Below are 17,707 nucleotides of genomic sequence, written 5' to 3' on the forward strand. Positions count from 1 at the left end.
CTCAGTCCGACTTGTCACGCTGATTGCGGAAGTGATCGCGAGTCTGCGTGGCGCGTGCAGCGGCTTTGGCGATGTTTGCATTTCCGGGAGAGCCAGAGACCAGTGTTTCGAGGCGCTGTTGCATGGCATCGACCCGGTCCCAATCTCCGGCCGCGCCGGCCTCGAAGGTGACATCGACCGCAGCCTTGGCATCTCTCAGCGCGATCTCTGCATTGTCGGGGAAGGCGGCAACCAGTGTTTCGAGGCGCTGGCGCATGGCATCGACGCGCTCCCAATCCCGAGCCGTGCTGGCCGAGATGGTGGCATTGTACGCAGCCTTAGCAAGTTCCACTGCGAACTCTATATTACTGGGGAAAGCGGCAACCAATTCGTCCAGACGATTAAAGAGTACGTCCACTTGGATCCAATTCTCGGTACCAGAAAAAAGTACAATTGCATTGTTAGTGAATTCCGCAATTGCTAGTGCTATATTGCAATCGTCTTGGTAAAGTTCTGAAATCGATTCAATTTGTTTTAGAAATTTATTAACTCTGTCTAAATCGTTCGATTCGACTGCATCAGCTGTTGCGTTAACAATGGCACTTGCATTTACGAATGCAATTTCGGCATTTCCCGGGAATGCTGATGCTAATAATGCCATTCTGATGCATATAATGTCGACTAAGTCGTGAATCTTGCTTTCGCCGTATAACTTGGCATCGTTGTGCATTGATTTGCAGTAACTTAAAGCAATGCCGGCGTCCGTGGGAAAAGTGGAAACAAAATGATGTATCAGAAGGTCAAGGCGAAAAAAATGGAAGCTTTTTTCATCATCATCATATTCAGGGCTCATAAAGATTGCAATACGAATTTCCGAACATCCATTTATAAACAAATCTGCTGCTTCGCGATTGTCTGATGCTGGCGCGAGATAGCCGAGCGCACTCACGCGATGCGGAAAATCCCGCCATGCCCGCAGCAGGAATACAGCCGCATTGTCACCCGGGCTTTCGAACATGGCGGTGCAAAAGGCCGCAAAGGCTTCGGAATCGCGGTTCCGCAGGCTGGTAAGTTGTTCGAGGACGAAAAATTCACCAAGGATATCTGGTTCAAGCGGTGGGATATGGCCGGGTGGTGCAGCGACCATCGCCCGCAGCAGTTCTTCATCGATCCGCAAGGGATCACGAGGCGACAGGCCGGGCAAATGCGCCTGCAATACCGGCGGCGCGTGGCTGATCCGGCTGGTCGCCATGCCCAGGCACGCGGTCGCCAGCGCCAGCAGCAGTTCATGGGCTTCACGCCGGGTGGGATCGGGGCAGGCGGCGTCCCAGCGTTGCGCGCGATCTCGGGCAATCAGGCCGCGCAGCACCGTTTCCCGATCGAAATCGGCTCTACTGGCTCCGCCGCGCGCGATGATTTCTTCCGCCACAGCCGCGGCAAACAGCGCGCGCGGTGGTAGGCGAAAGCGCTGGCCTTGATACTCCATGATTCGCGGATCGACTTGCCATGCCGCCGCCATCAAATCGTCATCATCGGGCGGCGTCATCCCGGCGCCCATGATGCGTTCCCGCATCAGCGTGACGATGCCTACCGTGGACACCGGCGGCAGTGGCCAATCGATCCGGCTGTCATCCGCGCTGCCAAAACGATGCTGGCGCACGGCGGCATCCGCAGCACTTTCGCCAAACACCCGCTTGGCCCATTCGCCGCTCGCCTCGCGTTCCAGCAGCAGGATGCGCACCCGGAAATCATAATCGGCAACATGGGCCTGCACGGCCAGCAGCAGGGCGCGCACCGCGCCGGGCTCCTGGGCGGGATAGTCGATGATGATCAGCGTATCGCGACGCGGCCGCCAGCGCGCCGCATCGAACTTGGTCAGATCCTCCCGCCGCAGCGCGCCGGCATGCCAATTCTGGCCAAGCAACTGCGAGAATTCCAGCGCCAGCCGCGTCTTGCCTTCGCCGCCCGGCGCGGTGATCAGCAGCCACTGGAACCGGCTGCGTATGCCAGCGGCGCTGGGATCGCCGGCAAAGCGGTGCAGATGATCGAGCGCGTCTTCGCGGCCCACCAGATCGAAATGACCGCTGTTGTATTTGATGCGTTCGGCCGCCGATTGTTCGGAGAGCGGCGCGGTTTGCAGATTCCAGCCCAAAGCTGGTTCGTGATAGAGGCCGTCACGCTCCAGCAAGCCGGCCATCGCTGTCTGCATGGCCGTGAACAAATCGGCAAAGCCCGCGTCAAGCCCGTCCAAGCGGTGCTTCAAATACAGGCCCTGGGTCACATCCAGCTTGGTCTGGTCATCCACACCAGCGGCTGTGGCCGCATCGCCCATATCGGCGCGCAACGCCTCCAGAAGCGCATTGCGATCGCGCGCTTGCCGCCCGAGCTTCTCAACTTTTTGCAGGAAACCGGCGATGCCGGGAATGCGCACCATCCAGTCGGCCAAGATGGACTTGAATGTGCCGCCAAACAGACTGAGCGTGCCCAACGCCACCTTTTCGATGCAGAACAGCACGAGATGGTTGACCGGCGCTGGTGCGCAGCCAACCGCCAATAGTGACGAAAGACAGGCCGCGCGGACGTCGTCATCCTTCAGCAGGTCGGACAGGCCACTATCGATCAGTGCAGCGATCAACTTGTCGCGATCAAGAGACGCTTCACCTACCGGCAACGGGATCGCTCCAATTCAAACTGCACTGAACCCAAACTATCGCAAGATTGTCGCATGCCAAGTGGATTGATGCACGGCAGGAGATGCCATGGCCCATCCGGGGCCGAAGATCGTGTTCGTGCGCTGATTGCCAAACCGCGCCGCTTGTCCGAAACTTGCGCAGTTCAATCGGGAGGCCGGATATGATGAAGACACTTGGCATTGGCGTGGGCATATTGGCGGTGGGCTTTGGCGCGGGGCTTGCGTTCGCACAGGCGCAGGCCCCCACCGGGCGCACGCCGCAGTTTGCCAATGCGGAGGTGAAGGTGTGGAAAAGCCTGATCCAGCCGGGCAATCCGTTGCCGCTGCACCGCCATGATCATCCGCGCATCATCATCGCGCTGAAGGGCGGCACCATGCACATCCTCGAGGAAACCGGCCCTGCGGCCGACAAATCCGATATTCAGACCTGGGAAAGCGGCAAAGCCTATTGGTTGAACGCCAATCCCAAAACCCAGCATCAGGATGTGAACATCGGCAAGGAACCCATCGAAGTGATGGTGGTGGAACTGCAGAAAGCCTGGTGACTGGCCGTGGCGGCCGGATTCCTGTAGATCAACGGCCATGATCCTCGCCGCCGCCCTGTTGCTCGCCGCCGTCGCTGCCCCCGAACCGGCGACCTGCCTGATCACCGGGCGACAGCTGGATTACAAGGTGGTCAGCGAATCCGAACTGCTGATCCGCGCCGGCGGGCGCTGGCACCGATCGCAGCTGCCGGATGGCTGTCCGGGCCTGAAGCCCAACATGATGCTGGTGCGGCGCGAAGCGTCACCCCGGCTGTGCGCAAATGATCTGTTCGAGGTGCGGGACAATTTCACGCCGGCGGTGTTCAGCCTGTGCCGCTTTGGCCGCTTCGAGACATTGCCGAAGGACGCAAAGCCCTGAAAATTCGCGTCGATCAACTGCTGGTGGCGCGCGGCTTGGCGGAATCGCGTGCCCGCGCGCAGGCGTTGGTGATGGCCGGTTTGGTCTATTCGAATACCCGCAAGATCGCCAAATCCGGCGACACGCTGGCCGAGGATGCCCCGTTGGAGGTGCGCGGCCGCGATCATCCGTGGGTGTCGCGCGGCGGCGTGAAGCTCGATCATGGCCTCGCGCATTTCGGCTGGGATGTTGCTGGCACGGTGGCGATCGACGTGGGGTCTTCCACCGGTGGCTTCACCGATGTGCTGCTCAGCCGCGGCGCCACGCGCGTTTATGCGGTTGATTCGGGCACCAACCAGTTGGCGTGGAAATTGCGCCAGGATGCGCGCGTGGTGGTGCTGGAACAATTGTCGGCGCGGCTGCTGACACCTGAGCATGTGCCGGAGCCTGTTGATCTGATCGTCTGCGATGCCAGCTTCATTTCGCTGATGAAGGTTCTGCCGGTGCCGATGGGTTTCGCCGCGCCCGGTGCGCGTCTGCTGGCGCTGATCAAACCGCAATTCGAAGCCGGGCGCGCCGATGTCGGCAAGGGCGGCGTGGTGCGCAATGCGGCGGTGCATGACCGTGTATGTGCCGAGGTGTCGGCATGGTTGGAAAGCGCAGGCTGGCCGGTGCTGGGCCTGACGACCAGCCCGATCACCGGGCCAGAAGGCAATGTCGAGTTCCTGATTGCGGCGCAGCGGAGGTAGGGGGCCAATCTCGGCTGCGTCATCAGCGGCCATGGCTTTCGATAGCGCCGCGCCGGCCAAGCCGCTACACCACGGGCAATGACCGCTGAGTCCCCAGCCCAGGTGCAATACAAGTGGTTCGCCGCCGGCAGCTTTGCGCGCGCCGCGCTGGTGGCAGTGCCGGCCATATTGTTCGCTGGCGGCATCGCGGCGCGGGTGTCGGGATCGACCGAAACCAACCCCTGGTATCAATCGCTCACCTTGCCGGTGTTCCAGCCGCCTGGGCCGCTGTTCGGCCTTGCCTGGGCGATCCTCTACACGCTGATCGGCTTTGCCTTTGCGCTGGTGTGGGGCACGCGCGATGCGCCCGGCAAGCGACTGGCGATTGGCCTGTTCCTGGCGGGTTTTGCCATCAATCTTACCTGGTCGCCGCTGTTCTTTCGGCTGCACATGATCTCTGCCGCGCTCGGCGTGCTGGCGCTGATGCTGGTGGTGGCCTTGCTGACCACCTCGGCATTTTATCGCGTCAACCGGCTGGCGGCCTGGCTGATGCTGCCCTATGTGGCGTGGCTGTGCTTTGCCGGTGTGCTCAACACCCGGATCCTGATGCTCAATCCGATGGCCGATGCCATGCAATTGGGAGTATGACTGTCATGCAGAACGACAATAAATTGTTTGAAGACCTGTCCAAGGTCGCCACCGCCGCCATGGGCACGCTGGCCGGTGCCAGCCGCGAATTTTCCGATGTTGCGCGCGAACGCATGAAGGATTTCGTCGGCGCCAGCGACATCAGCCGCGACGAATTCGATGCGGTAAAGGCGATGGCGGCCTCGGCGCGCGAAGCCGTGGCGCAGTTGCAGGCCGAAGTGGCGGCACTGAAGGCCGAGCTGGCCAATGCGCGCACATCTGGTGGCGACGCGGCCTGATATCCACAAGAGATTGGGGTTCGCCCTCTTGCCGAATCGGCAAGCCTTGCCCAGCCTGCGGGCGCTGCTGTAAAGGAGGGGCGAAATGAGCTTTTCCGAGATTGAATCCGCCGCCATTGATTCGGCCCCCATCGACTTGCTCGAACAATTGTTCGACGCCAACGGCTGGGCCTCCGAACGTGTCGCCGATGAAGAAATTGTCACCAGCATCAAGGGTGGCTGGACCAGTTACCAGCTGCGGGCGCTGTGGCGCGGGGAAGACCGGGTGCTGCAGATCATCGCGCAATCCGATCTGGTCGCCAGCCCCGAACAGCGCGGTGTCGCCTATGAAATGCTCGGCCTGATCAACGAACAATTGTGGATGGGCCATTTCGAGCTGTGGTCGGCCGATGGCAGCATATTGTTCCGCCACGCTACTTTGCTGGCCGATGATGATGCTGCCGATGGTGGCGATCTGTCGGCGGCGCAGGCTGAAATCCTCACCGAAGCCGCGGTGGAGGAATATGAACGCTATTATCCGGTGTTCCAGCTGGTGCTGATCGCCGGCAAGACGCCGACGGAAGCCTTGGCTGCGGCGCTGATCGAAACCGCCGGCGAAGCTTGAGCGCGCGCTCGGCCAGGGGCTGAATGATGGATGGTGAAGGTCACGCGCCGATCTGGTTGATCGGCTGCGGCAACATGGGCGGCGCGCTGCTGCGGCGTTGGCTTGATGAAGGCTTGGGGCCGGTAGCGGTGATCGATCCCGCCGCGCGCAGCCTGCCCGAAGGCGTCACCGCATCGCCGCGCCCGCCTGCCAGCGGCAAACCCGATATCGTCGTGCTTGCGGTGAAGCCGCAGGCCTGGCATCAGGCGGTGTTGCCGCTGGCCGGGCGGCTGGGGCCGCTCACCCTGGTGATCTCGGTGATGGCCGGCGTTTCCACGGCCGATCTGTCCCGCTTGTTTCCCGGTGCCGGCATCGTGCGCGCCATGCCCAACACGCCGGCTGCGGTGGGGCAGGGGGTGACGGCGCTGTACACCCGCGATGGCGATATCGTGCAGGGCGCCGCCGAAGCGCTGTTCCGCCCGGTGGGGCCAACGGTGTGGTTGTCGGACGAAGCCCAGTTCGATGCCGTCACCGCGCTGTCGGGCTCCGGCCCGGCCTATGTTTTCCATGTCATCGAAGCGCTGGCCGCGGCTGGCGTGGCGGCCGGTCTGGAACCGGGCATGGCGATGGCGCTGGCCCGGCAGACGGTGATCGGCGCGGCTGCGCTCGCCGTGCATGATGGCGCGACGCCTGCCGCCGTGCTCCGCGAACGCGTCACGTCACCGGGCGGCACGACGGCGGCGGGGCTAGGCGTGCTGATGCCGGAACTGACGCCCTTGCTGGAGCGGGTGATTGCCGCGGCGGCAGCGCGCTCTCGAGAGCTGGGCTGACGGATCGACTCTGCGCTTCAACCGAAACGGGCGGGTTTGGCGGTCAATCTTGTGGCAAGCGCCCGGCCGATGCGGATGCCGGGCCGTTCAATGGCCAGATAGGTGGCGGCCGTCATCGCAACCACCAGCAACGCCATCACCGGCAGGGCCAGCCAAGGCATGCCCGTGATGATGCCGGGAATAGTGTTGAATGCAGTATACAGGATGACGCTGTGCAGCAGATAAATCCCGTATGAAACCTCGCCCAGCATGCGGGCGCCGGGCAAAGCCAGCAGGCCGAACAGGCTGTTGCCGCACACGACAGCCGTGAAGGTGAAAGCGAGCAGCGGCATCGCGGCGCCGAATGGATCGCGGAAAAACACCATATTGATGGCCAGTGCCAGCACCGCAATCACGGTCGGGATCGGACCAAGCAGCCGTTGCGCCAACTGCGGACGGTCCCGAATTTCATAGGCCAGCATGCCAAACGCAAACAACGGCGTGTAGATGAACAACGGCACCGGCGTCAGCCGCCCGATCAGGCTGATCACCAGCAGCCCCACGGGGACCAGCCAGGTGCGGCGGCCTACCAGGCCCCGCGCCAATGCGCAGGCCGGCAACACCAGGATGTAAAAAAGCCATTCGAACCAAATCGACCATAGAACGCCGCCGACCGCCAAGCGGGTAAGATCATCGCCCAACAGATTGCGCGGGCGACCAGCCACCCAGCTTGCGACATCCAGCGGATAGCCAAAGCCCGGCACCCGCCCGGTTCTCACCATGATCATGGCCGTGGCGATCAAGACCAGGGCCAGCAGCAGCGGCACAATCCGGAAGATCCGGCCAACATACACATTGATCCAGTTGGTGGCGGCGATTCCGGCCAATATTCGCGGATAAAACACGTTGCCGGTGATCATGAAAAACATGCCGACACCAGTTTTCCCAAGCTGATTGTAAAACGCCACGTCCGGTGCCTGCCAGGGATTGCCGGCCATCGTGCTCAGCCAAATCGTGAAATGATGGCCCATCACAGCCAGCGCCAGATAGCCACGAAGGCCGTCAATCTCACCAATGCGCCGCCCGCCTGGCATCGGGAAGCCAGCCCGCGCCAAAGCACTTGCTGCAATCGTGGCCACAACCATGGCCAGCACGACAACTGCAGCCAAATACATCTGGTCCATCGCAAACCCCTGCATCACGGCCTACGTGTCACACGTCGTCTTGCAAAGCCAGCACTGTTGCCCGGCTGTCGGCGGGTACCAACCCCAACAAGACCGCCCAGAAGCCTGTCACCGCCTGTTGCCCGGCTTCGCCATACGCACGGGCCATGCTGCGTTCCAGTTCGGTGAACAGCCGTGTTTCCAGTGCCGTACCGGCCGGGGTGAGCAGCAACAGCCGCTGGCGCCGATCCGTCGTGCCGACCTTCTGTTCCATCAGGCCGCGCTGGTTCAGATCGTTCAGCACCCGGCCCAGCGACTGTTTGGTGATGCCGAGCAAGCCGAGCAGTTCGCCCACCGACAGGCCGGGGCGCCGCGCGATGAAATAGAGCGCGCGGTGGTGGGCGCGGCCCAGGCCCTGCACCTCCAATATGGCATCAGCGCCGCGAATCATCGCGCTATACCCGAAATACAACAGCTCGATGCCGCGGCGGATTTCGTCCTCGCGCAGGAACAGCGGGGAAGCGGGAGTCACCTTCAGCGGCGATGCGACCACAGCGGAAAGGGGTGGCTGGCGATTTGGGACAGTCATGTTGACATATCTGGCACAGCCATTATGGCAGCACAAGCGGCCAGCGCAAGAACATGCCACAACCGGACGGTTCGTCGTTCGTTTGTTGCACTGCATCAGCGTTTGCGCTGCCGAAAATTGCCACAACGCCAATATGGGTGCCACATGATCGACGCCACCTTCGACGACCGCGACGGCTTCATCTGGATCGATGGAGTCATGAAACCGTGGCGCGAAGCCAATGTGCATGTGCTCACCCACGGCCTGCACTATGCCAGTTCGGTGTTCGAAGGCGCGCGGGCCTATGGCGGGCATATCTATGCGCTGTCGGCCCATTCGCAGCGGCTGATCGATTCGGCGCGCATCATGGGCTTTGCGCTGCCCTACACGGTGGAACAGATTGACGAAGCCTGCCGGCAGACGCTGGCCGCCAATGGTCTGACCAGTGCCTATGTGCGCCCGGTGGCGTGGCGCGGCAGCGAGCAGATGGGCGTTTCGGCGCAGAAGACCAAGCCGCATCTGGCGGTCGCCTGCTGGGAATGGGGCGCCTATTTCGGCGCGGAAGCGCTGAAGAAGGGCCTGCGCCTCAACATCGCGCCGTGGCGGCGGCCGGCGCCCTATACCGCGCCGGTGCGCGCCAAGGCGGCCGGGCTGTACATGATCTGCACGATGTCGAAACACGCCGCCGAAGACGCCGGCTACAATGATGCCATGATGCTCGATTGGCGTGGGCAGGTGGCCGAAGCGACGGGGGCCAACATCTTCTTCTTCAAGGATGGCGCGCTGCATACGCCAACCCCGGATTGTTTCCTGGACGGCATCACCCGCCGCAGCCTGATTGCATTGGCGCAGCGCCGCGGCATCAAGGTGATCGAACGCGCCATCTGGCCGGAAGAACTGGCGACCTTCAGCGAAGCCTTCCTGACCGGTTCCGCCGCCGAAGTGACTCCGCTGGCTGAAATCGGGCCATGGAACTTCCAGGTCGGCGAAGCGACGCTGCAACTGGCGCAGGATTACAGCGATCTGGTGCACGGCCGCATCACCGGCGTTGTGCCGGTGGCATCGACGCAGGCCTGAGCGCCAGACAGAAAAAGCCCGGCTCCTGAACCCAGGAGCCGGGCTTTTGCACCTTTGCCGGTGCAATCAGGCGGCGATTGCAGCCTTGCGGCGCAGACCGACACCGACGAGGCCGAAGCCCGCAATCATCAACATCCAGCTTGCCGGCTCAGGCACGGCACTGACGGGGTTGACCGTGGCGGTGAAGCTGGCCGAACCATATTGAGCGGTCCCGATATCGGTGAGGTTGGCGAAAGCGCCGCCGGTGCCAGGCAAGGAGTAAGACGACAGCAAAGGCGTAAGAGCACCGCCCAAGGTGTTGAAAGAAATGGCGCCAGGCAGGCTGAAGAATGCTGCGTTGTAAATTTTGTTGGTGTCGTTGAAGCCCCAGGCGGCCAGCTGATAGCTGCCGGGTGCAAGCGTGAACGGAGTCACAGCCATGCCTTGATAAGGTCCGCCTGAGGTGCCAACCCACACAAAATTGAACACCGGCGAGGCAGAATTGCCAAGGCTGTCGAAAAACGTCACCGAAAGATTATCGATCAGGGGTGCGGTGCCAACAAAGGCATGAACGGCACTGACGGTGATTGCCTGGTTGACCTGAAAATTGAGACCGAGTGTTCCGGTCCACGCCTGGTTGCCGGCAAGTGGGGCAGCAGAAGAGTAGACTTGTGTCGCAGCTTGCGCCGAACTGGCGGCCAGCAGGCTAGCGACGGCACCGAACAGGGCTCTTTTAATCAACGTCACGATCGAAATCCCCTATACTAACTGACTGAATTTGTTCATGCAAAAAGCATGCCGAATGGCCGGAGCGTGTAATTTCAGTATGTTACTTTTGATGTTCTAGCACGAGTGTAAACACTGCCGACACTTTCAAGCCCGGTCTTCGTACAACAAAGCGATACTGATCTGCCGGTTGCGCGGATCAATCCGCACAAAAGGAACTGGCCAAAATCGGGCCATGGAGTTTCCAGGTGGGGGAAGCGACACTGCAACTGGCGCAGGATTACAGCGATCTGGTGCATGGCCGCATCACCGGTGTGACACCGGTGGCATCGACGCAGGTGTGAAAATTCGGGCCTGTAGTGACTCCAAAAACGCATCAACCTTGGCGAAATGCCCGGCCCAATCGGGCGCCCTGAACCCCGCCAGCCGAGCCATCTGCGCGGCGCGATCCGGGCTGCCATCGGCGGCATAGGCCATGATGGCCGCCTGCCAGCCGGCCACATCGTCGGGCGGCAACAGATCGGGCACCCCCTGGCCGATCTCGCGGAACACCGGCAGATCGCTGGCAATCACCGGCACGCCGGCATCGAGCGCCTCCACCAGCGGCAGGCCATAGCCTTCGGCAAAGCTGGGGAACAGCAGCGCCCGGGCATTGGCCAGCCGGCGGGCAATGGCACCATCATCCAGCGCGCCGGTTTCCACCACCCGATCGCCAAAGCGCCCCGAATCCAGCCGCGCCAGCACATCATCACACGCCCAGCCGCGCCGCCCGATGATCACCAACCGCGGCGCCGCATGGCCATGTTCGCGCATCAGCCGTTCCCACACGTCCAGCAGCAACATGTGATTCTTGCGGCCTTCGATGGTACCCAGGATGACAAAGTCCCGCTGCGCCCCGCCGGTTGCGTTGGTTGGCATGGGCAGATGCGGCGTGCCCGGCCAGGCCACCAGCGCCGCCGGCATGGCGAGTGCTTCGCTGCGGGCGAAGTCTGCCAGCGTGTCGATGGTGTGCTGGCTATTGCCGATTACAGCGTGGCCGATGGTCAGCAACGCACGCATGCGCAGCCGATGGCGATCGGCTTCGCCAGCGCGGCAGTATTGCGGATGGGTGATGGGGATGAGATCATGCGCCATTATGATGGGCTTGACCTTGACGGCACTGCACCATGCTTCCAACCCCGGCAAGTCGAGCCCCGTGTGGCCGGCATTGAGCCATGGCCGTCCAGCGCCAGGCCGCGCCGCCATGCTGATCGCGCCATGCTGCATCAGCCACTTGGCCAGACGCAGTCTTTTCCTGATCAACCCGGCGGGCTGTGCATTATCGTCAGCCAGCAATCGGAACAGGTCCTGAGACGCGGCCTTGCCCAGAATGTACCGGCCGCGCCGATGCAGCAGTGTTGCCTGTGCATGCCCGCCGAAATGATCGAGCCAGGCCATGCAGATACGATCGATGCCAGTGGGCCGTACCCCAGCCCAGTGTCGCCAGATCAGCCGCGAGACATCGAGCAGCAGCGGCGCATCATCATCGCGCACGGTCAGCTGGTCAGTTCTGCTGGATCACGGTCGTGACCGTCGCAATTGGCAGCAGGGTCTGCGAGACAATGCTCACGAATCGCTGCAACTCGGCCACCGGGGAATTGGTAATGTAGATCAGATCCTTGTCGGACATGCGGAACTGCTGGGCCAGGAAATAGACAGCCGGATCCTTCAGATCGAAACTGTAGATTACCGGCACGCGTGCACCGCCCGGCGATGCCGGATCTTCCCACCGGAACAAGAACACGCCGCGCGGATTGGCTCGGCCATCCTGCAAACCGCCGATCCGGCCGAGCGCCTGGCTCAGTGTGATGCCTAGGGCCTCGAACCGGATTTCGTCATTACGTCCGGCGGCGCCCAGTACAGTGAAGCTGTAAGTCTGGAACAGCGCCGTCACGACGTCGTCCTTGGCCAAAACGATGTTGTTTTCGCTGCGTTCGATAATGTCAGAAAGCGCCATGCGGTGGATATGGCCTTCACGCGTCACCTGGATCGTCGTCAGGTTGACCGGTGATTTGACCCCGCCCACTTGCGCCAGGGCATCAAGCAGGCGCTCGCCGCGGGGGCTGATCGGCACGCGGCTTGATTGCGTGACCTCGCCAACCATGGTCACGGTCGCCGTCGAATTGCGCACCAGCCGCACCAGCACCTGCGGAGCGTTGGCGCGGCCGCGCAAGCGGCGCACGATATCGGTTTCGATCTCGCGCAGCGTCCGCCCGCTGGACGGCACTTGGCCCGCGAATGGGACGTTGATGCTGCCGTCGGGCCCGACCGTCAGTTCGGGCAATATGTTCGGCCGCGACGTGTTGATCGGGGTGCCGATGCGGGTGTCGCTGGGCGGTCCGAAAAGTGTTGCAGGCGGCGCCTCCCAGATCGTCACTTCCAGGGCATCACCCACACCCACCACCGTGCCTACCGGTCGGGCGCCGGCCAGCACGTCGGCAAAGGCCGGCCACGGCGCGGGCGCTTTGAACTGCGCCGCCATGTCACCGCGCACCTGCACCAGCTTGATGTCCTTGGCAGCCTCGGTCGGCCCAGCAGGAACAACCCCGCCGCGCAACACGGCCTGCCGCCCTGGCCCGAATGGCTGGCAACCGGCCAGCGTCAAGCCGGCAGCAAGGAAAATCAAGAGGTTGCGATTGGACATCGGCGGGCTCATGGTCACTCGGCTGGTTGGCGTGTGTCTTGATAGCATGGGGTCGGTAGAACGGCCACGCTGCCAGGCCGGGGCGAACCGATGATCAAGGCCTTGTCTATGCCACGCCCCATGGCACTGCCGCCATGGCTTGTCAAAACCGCCGATAACGTCCGGCATGATCGTTGCCGCCAAGCCATTTCGGGCAAGCGAGCGTTTTTCGCGGCAGGCGGAAACCGGCGCCGGAGCGGGAGTGTTGCATCCACTTGACCTTTAGCGCTGGTCACCGCAAGAGCATCGCTATCGCGTGGCATTGAGGTAACCCGTTTCGGCAGTAACGGGCGTGTTCAAGCCGAAAATAGCTTGGGTCTGTCAAAGGGATACGGGGGATACAGGCATATTGTCACCGACGGCTGCCGATCGGCAATAGTGCAGAAATTCTCCATTTCGCGCTGATCGGAATCCTCAGATGGTGACGGATGCGCTGCGTCAGATTCGTTGCGAGAGGATGCCCATCATGACCGGCTTCACCATTCACCCCGTCATATTGTGCGGTGGCTCCGGCACGCGGCTCTGGCCGACGTCACGGCGGAACCAGCCCAAGCAGTTCGCAATGGTGGTCGACGGGTACAGCCTGTTTGAGCACGCCGTCATGTTGGTGGATACGCCGGCCTTTGGCATGCCGGTCGTGGTGACCGGGGCGGATCAGCGCTTTCGCGTGATGGAGCAATTCGCCCGCATCGAGCGGGTGGCGGGGGCCATCATCGTCGAACCCGATGCGCGCAACACGGCGCCTGCCGTCCTCTCCGCGGCGCTGCATCTGTGTGCGCAGGATCCGGATGCGTTGATGCTGGTGCTGCCATCCGACCACCGTATCGTCGATGGCGATCATTTTCGGGCGACGGTTGCCGCAGCCGCTGAACGTGCCCGGTCGGGCGACATCGTCACGTTCGGCATCCGCCCTGTGCGCGCTGAAACCGGCTATGGCTATCTGGAACTCAGCGATGCTGTCACGATCGATGACGGCACTCCGCAAGCGCTGGTTCGCTTCGTGGAAAAGCCCAACGCCGCCGACGCCCAGGCCATGCTCGATGGCGGTCGCCACCTGTGGAATGCCGGCATCTTCCTGATGTCCGTGCGCGCCGTTATTGCCGCTTACGAACTCCTGGCCCCTGATCTGTTGGCTGCGGTCCGCGATGCCGTCGCCGAAGCCCTCGTCCAGGGCGGCTTCACCCTGCTGGGCAAGCGCGGTTGGTCGCAGGCGACCAATATATCTGTGGATTTCGCCATCATGGAAAAGTCGACCAATCTGGCCGTTATGCCTTATCCCGGCCAATGGAGCGACCTGGGCGATTGGGCGAGCGTGTGGCGCGACGGTGTTCGCGACGCTGATGGCAATCTTCTTTCTGGCGATGTGCTGAGCTTCTACTGCCGTGACAGCATGATCCGGAGCGAAGTGCCTGACCAGATGGTTGTCGGCCTTGATCTTGATCAGATGATCGTGGTTACCACGAATGATGCCGTGCTGGTGGCGCCGCGCGCCTCCAGCCAGCGGCTTTCAATGGTGGTGAGTGAACTGCGCCGGCGCGAGCGCCCCGAAGCCGACCGCGGACGAACCGATCACCAGCCGTGGGGCTGGCTTGAAAGCGTCGCGATGCGGGAAGGTTTCCAGGTCAAGCAGATCATGGTCAGACCGCACCACGACCTCTCGCTGCAGTCCCGCAATCAATGTTCCGAACACTGGATCATTCTGTCAGGCAATGCCCGGATCACCATCGATGGGAAGGTTCAGGACATCGGCGCCGGCGGCCATGTCCATGTGCTGCCCGGCGCGATCCTCCGCCTTGAAAACATCACCGACGATTCGGTAATATTGGTCGAGGTGCAGATTGGCACCTATCTAGGCGAGGATGACATTATCCGCTATTCCGACCGTACACGTGAGGAGGCTGTTTGAGCCCTGGCGCCGGACTCTCCAGCAGGAACGTTGAATAGCATCATGATTTTACGAAGTGAAACGCTGCCCTCGTCAACCGACGTGATTGGGTTGGATGCGCCATCGGCGCACACTCCATATCGGGCAGGACGTCCAGCCCGCAGCGGGCTGTTTGCTGTGATGGCCGGCTGGCTGCGGCGGCAGGGGCCGCTATTCTGGTTCACTGTGCTGTTGCCGGGCATTTTTGCGGGGCTCTACTTCGGCATCATCGCATCTGACGTCTATGTGTCGGAAAGCCGATTTGTTGTGCGCAGCCCCGAAAAGCCCGCGCGGTCGGGTCTCGGCCTGCTGTTGAGCTCTGCCGGGTTCGCCAATGCCAGCGAGGAAGTACGCGCGGCACAAGGCTTCATCCAGTCGCGCGACGGCCTGCGCACCCTTGAACGCGACCGCCTTGCCAGTGCAGCATGGGGCAATGATGATGTCAGCATTTTCAACCGCTTCGATCCGCTTGGCTTTTCGAACTCGTTTGAGGAGCTTTATGTTTATTATGGCGATAAGGTCGGGGTGGAGTTTGATGCGGAAACCGGCATCACCACGCTGATAGTAAAGGCTTATTCGGCCAAGGAGGCCCAGGCGATCAATCGCCGCCTGCTCGAAGGTGCAGAAGGCCTGGTGAACCGGTTGAACCTGCGGGGCCAGACCGATCTTGTCCGTTATGCCGAGCGTGAAGTCACCGAAGCTGTGACCCAGGCGCGCACGGCGGCGCTGGCATTGGCCGCCTATCGCAACAGCGCGGGATTGATCGATCCCGAACGGCAGGCAACGGTCCAGCTGCAAATGGTTTCCAAGCTGCAGGATGAATTGATTGGTGCGCGCATGCAGTTGATGCAGCTTTCTGCCATCGCCGGCCAGAATCCGCAGATTCCCTTGCTGCGTGTGCGCATTCAGGGGTTGCAACAGGCGATCAACGAACAGACCAACCAGGTGGCCGGCAATTCCAAATCGCTGTCGGCGGCCGCTGCCCAGTATCAACGGGTGCAGCTGCAACGCGAATTCGCCGACCGCCAGCTCGCTGCGGCGCTTGTGGCACTGCAGGACGCCCGCAACGAGGCACGCCGGCAGACGGCCTATGTTGAACGTGTCGCCCAGCCCAGCTTGCCCGATGTCGCGATGGAACCGCGCCGCATTAGGGGCTTTCTGGCGACGTTGATTGTGGGCCTGGTGGCATGGGGTATCCTTGCTTTGCTGCTCGCCGGCGTCAAAGAGCACAAGGGGTGATGCGCGCGTGAATGATCTGGCTGCCTCATGGGCTGTCCAGCGCCGCGTAATCGGTGCGCTGCTGATGCGGGAGATTCTTACCCGCTACGGCCGGCACAACATCGGCTTTCTTTGGCTGTTTGCCGAACCGATGATGTTCACGCTCGGGATCGCCGCGCTTTGGACTGCGGTGGGCCTGCATCGCCTGTCGAACCTGCCGATCGTGGCATTTGCACTGACCGGATATTCCATGGTGCTGCTGTGGCGTTCGATGCCGAACCGTTGCATCTCGGCCATCGAGCCCAATCTTACCTTGCTCTACCATCGCAACGTGAAGATTGCGGACGTGTTTTTCGCACGCCTGCTGCTGGAAGCAGGCGGCACCACCATATCGTTCGTGCTCCTGACGCTGGCATTCTGGCTCGCAGGTTGGATCAAGATGCCTGAAGACGTGCTGCAGGTGGCTGGGGGGTGGCTGATGATGGCCTGGTTTGGCGCCGGCCTCGGCATAACCATGGGCGTGATGTCATGGAAAAGCGAAGTTGTGGAGAAGGTGTGGCATCCCGTTGCCTATCTGTTGTTTCCGGCCTCGGGCGCGGCCTTTCTCGTCGATGCCTTGCCACCGGCAGCACAGAATGCGGTCTTGCTGTTGCCGATGGTACATGCCACGGAATATCTGCGTGAGGGCTTTTTCGGCTCGGTCATCAATGCACATTATGATCTCACCTACATGGCCAGCTGCAATGCCGTGCTGACGCTGACCGGCCTGCTGCTGTTGCGCTCGATTGCTGATCAGGTCCGACCGGAATGATCCGGCTGGCGGACATTTCCAAGGCGTACAGCACCTCATCCGGAAGGGCACCTGTGCTGAGGAACGTCGATTTTCAGGTCAAACGTGGAGAATCCGTTGGAATCCTGGGTCGCAATGGCGCCGGGAAATCGACCCTGATTCGCATCATCAGTGGTGCCGAAAAGCCCGACTCCGGGGCCATCGACCGCAGCATGTCTGTCTCGTGGCCGCTGGCGTTCAGTGGCGCCTTCCAGACCTCGCTGACCGGGATCGACAACCTGAGGTTCATTTGCCGGGTCTATGGGGTCGATATTGATCGGCATGTCCCGTTCGTCGAGGAGTTCAGCGAACTCGGCCTCTATCTGCGGGAACCGGTGCGGACATATTCGTCTGGCATGCAGGCGAGGCTGGCCTTCGCACTGTCGATGGTGATCGAATTCGATTGCTTCCTTATCGACGAGATCGTCGCCGTCGGCGACAGCCGCTTCCAGGCAAAATGCCACGAGGAATTGTTTGTGAAGCGCGCCGATCGCGCCCGCATCATCGTCTCGCACGATCCCGGTTACATCCGCAGCCATTGCAATCGCGCCGCTGTCCTGCAAGCGGGCAGGCTTCACCAGTTTGACTCTGTCGATGAAGCCTATGATTTTTATAAGGAGTTGTCTTCATGAGCAGTGAACCGGGCTGCGGCTGCCTCAGCTTCAAACCGCCGTTCGTCGCCGTCTGAAAGCGATGAGCCTGCGCTTCGGACCCGGCTGTCCCGAACTGTGCCGCCGGTCCTGGTCAACTCCGGCCGCGGCTGTACGCCAGAACTGAGATCGGGAAGATGCGCGGTAGACCGAAGCGATGCCGAGCTATACCATCCCGTTCGTCCGGCTGAGGGGTTGATTTCAAAGACCCTTCTGATTATCAACAAGATTGAGCCACAGAAGAGTAAGAGC

Annotated in this window: 18 protein-coding genes; 12 read left to right on the forward strand and 6 right to left on the reverse strand. The window is 61.8% G+C overall.

Annotated elements, in window-relative coordinates:
• Position 1: 1 nt before the first annotated feature.
• Positions 2 to 2,614, reverse strand: coding sequence for a hypothetical protein (locus tag AC6UUM_RS08260; protein ID WP_500804845.1), 2,613 nt, complete (start codon positions 2,612 to 2,614; stop codon positions 2 to 4).
• Between the two features lie 218 nt (positions 2,615 to 2,832).
• On the opposite strand from AC6UUM_RS08260, the gene AC6UUM_RS08265 reads away from it, so the two are divergent.
• The 7 genes from AC6UUM_RS08265 (at position 2,833) to proC (ending at position 6,620) form a co-directional block, all read left to right on the forward strand.
• Complete coding sequence (locus tag AC6UUM_RS08265; RefSeq protein WP_500804846.1) at positions 2,833 to 3,216, forward strand: cupin domain-containing protein; 384 nt, start codon at positions 2,833 to 2,835, stop codon at positions 3,214 to 3,216.
• Positions 3,217 to 3,253: 37 nt separating this feature from the next.
• Entirely contained in the window at positions 3,254 to 3,574 is a 321-nt protein-coding gene (locus tag AC6UUM_RS08270) for a hypothetical protein (RefSeq protein WP_500804847.1), read from the forward strand.
• Complete coding sequence (locus tag AC6UUM_RS08275; RefSeq protein ID WP_500804935.1) at positions 3,571 to 4,302, forward strand: TlyA family RNA methyltransferase; 732 nt, start codon at positions 3,571 to 3,573, stop codon at positions 4,300 to 4,302. The genes AC6UUM_RS08270 and AC6UUM_RS08275 overlap by 4 nt, the downstream gene beginning before the upstream one ends.
• Before the next feature lie 78 nt (positions 4,303 to 4,380).
• Entirely contained in the window at positions 4,381 to 4,929 is a 549-nt protein-coding gene (locus AC6UUM_RS08280; protein ID WP_500804848.1) for a TspO/MBR family protein, read from the forward strand.
• 5 nt (positions 4,930 to 4,934) lie between these two features.
• Positions 4,935 to 5,207: an accessory factor UbiK family protein gene (locus tag AC6UUM_RS08285; RefSeq protein WP_500804849.1), complete on the forward strand. Its 273-nt coding sequence runs from the start codon at positions 4,935 to 4,937 to the stop codon at positions 5,205 to 5,207.
• 85 nt (positions 5,208 to 5,292) lie between these two features.
• The gene (locus AC6UUM_RS08290; protein WP_500804850.1) at positions 5,293 to 5,811 is read left to right on the forward strand and encodes a type III secretion system chaperone family protein; all 519 of its coding nucleotides are present in this window, start codon (positions 5,293 to 5,295) and stop codon (positions 5,809 to 5,811) included.
• A 23-nt stretch (positions 5,812 to 5,834) separates the two neighbouring features.
• Positions 5,835 to 6,620, forward strand: coding sequence for a pyrroline-5-carboxylate reductase (gene proC, locus AC6UUM_RS08295; protein ID WP_500804851.1), 786 nt, complete (start codon positions 5,835 to 5,837; stop codon positions 6,618 to 6,620).
• A gap of 17 nt (positions 6,621 to 6,637) precedes the next feature.
• Here the strand turns inward: proC and AC6UUM_RS08300 are convergent, their stop codons facing one another.
• Together AC6UUM_RS08300 and AC6UUM_RS08305 are read right to left on the reverse strand one after the other, a co-directional pair.
• Positions 6,638 to 7,783, reverse strand: a complete 1,146-nt coding sequence (locus AC6UUM_RS08300; protein WP_500804852.1) for an acyltransferase family protein — start codon at positions 7,781 to 7,783, stop codon at positions 6,638 to 6,640.
• Between the two features lie 28 nt (positions 7,784 to 7,811).
• The gene (locus tag AC6UUM_RS08305) at positions 7,812 to 8,351 is read right to left on the reverse strand and encodes a MarR family winged helix-turn-helix transcriptional regulator (RefSeq protein WP_500804853.1); all 540 of its coding nucleotides are present in this window, start codon (positions 8,349 to 8,351) and stop codon (positions 7,812 to 7,814) included.
• A 144-nt stretch (positions 8,352 to 8,495) separates the two neighbouring features.
• On the opposite strand from AC6UUM_RS08305, the gene AC6UUM_RS08310 reads away from it, so the two are divergent.
• A complete protein-coding gene (locus tag AC6UUM_RS08310; protein WP_500804854.1) occupies positions 8,496 to 9,407 on the forward strand; it encodes a branched-chain amino acid aminotransferase in 912 nt (303 codons plus the stop codon).
• A 66-nt stretch (positions 9,408 to 9,473) separates the two neighbouring features.
• Here the strand turns inward: AC6UUM_RS08310 and AC6UUM_RS08315 are convergent, their stop codons facing one another.
• From AC6UUM_RS08315 to AC6UUM_RS08325, 3 genes are all read right to left on the reverse strand, one after another.
• Positions 9,474 to 10,133: a PEPxxWA-CTERM sorting domain-containing protein gene (locus AC6UUM_RS08315; protein ID WP_500804855.1), complete on the reverse strand. Its 660-nt coding sequence runs from the start codon at positions 10,131 to 10,133 to the stop codon at positions 9,474 to 9,476.
• A gap of 285 nt (positions 10,134 to 10,418) precedes the next feature.
• A complete protein-coding gene (locus tag AC6UUM_RS08320; protein WP_500804856.1) occupies positions 10,419 to 11,645 on the reverse strand; it encodes a glycosyltransferase family 4 protein in 1,227 nt (408 codons plus the stop codon).
• 10 nt (positions 11,646 to 11,655) lie between these two features.
• Positions 11,656 to 12,963, reverse strand: coding sequence for a polysaccharide biosynthesis/export family protein (locus AC6UUM_RS08325; RefSeq protein WP_500804857.1), 1,308 nt, complete (start codon positions 12,961 to 12,963; stop codon positions 11,656 to 11,658).
• A 337-nt stretch (positions 12,964 to 13,300) separates the two neighbouring features.
• Here AC6UUM_RS08325 and AC6UUM_RS08330 point away from each other — a divergent pair, with 337 nt between their 5' ends.
• From AC6UUM_RS08330 to AC6UUM_RS08345, 4 genes are all read left to right on the forward strand, one after another.
• Positions 13,301 to 14,740 carry a mannose-1-phosphate guanylyltransferase/mannose-6-phosphate isomerase gene (locus AC6UUM_RS08330; RefSeq protein WP_500804858.1) on the forward strand — a complete coding sequence of 480 codons (1,440 nt, stop codon included), beginning with the start codon at positions 13,301 to 13,303 and terminating at the stop codon, positions 14,738 to 14,740.
• Positions 14,741 to 14,899: 159 nt separating this feature from the next.
• Entirely contained in the window at positions 14,900 to 15,997 is a 1,098-nt protein-coding gene (locus AC6UUM_RS08335; protein ID WP_500804859.1) for a KpsE/RkpR family capsule polysaccharide export protein, read from the forward strand.
• A gap of 7 nt (positions 15,998 to 16,004) precedes the next feature.
• On the forward strand, positions 16,005 to 16,787 hold the full coding sequence (locus tag AC6UUM_RS08340) for an ABC transporter permease (protein WP_500804860.1): 783 nt from the start codon (positions 16,005 to 16,007) through the stop codon (positions 16,785 to 16,787).
• Complete coding sequence (locus tag AC6UUM_RS08345) at positions 16,784 to 17,437, forward strand: ABC transporter ATP-binding protein (RefSeq protein ID WP_500804861.1); 654 nt, start codon at positions 16,784 to 16,786, stop codon at positions 17,435 to 17,437. The genes AC6UUM_RS08340 and AC6UUM_RS08345 overlap by 4 nt, the downstream gene beginning before the upstream one ends.
• Positions 17,438 to 17,707 lie beyond the last annotated feature (270 nt).

Source organism: Sandarakinorhabdus sp. (assembly GCF_987265915.1).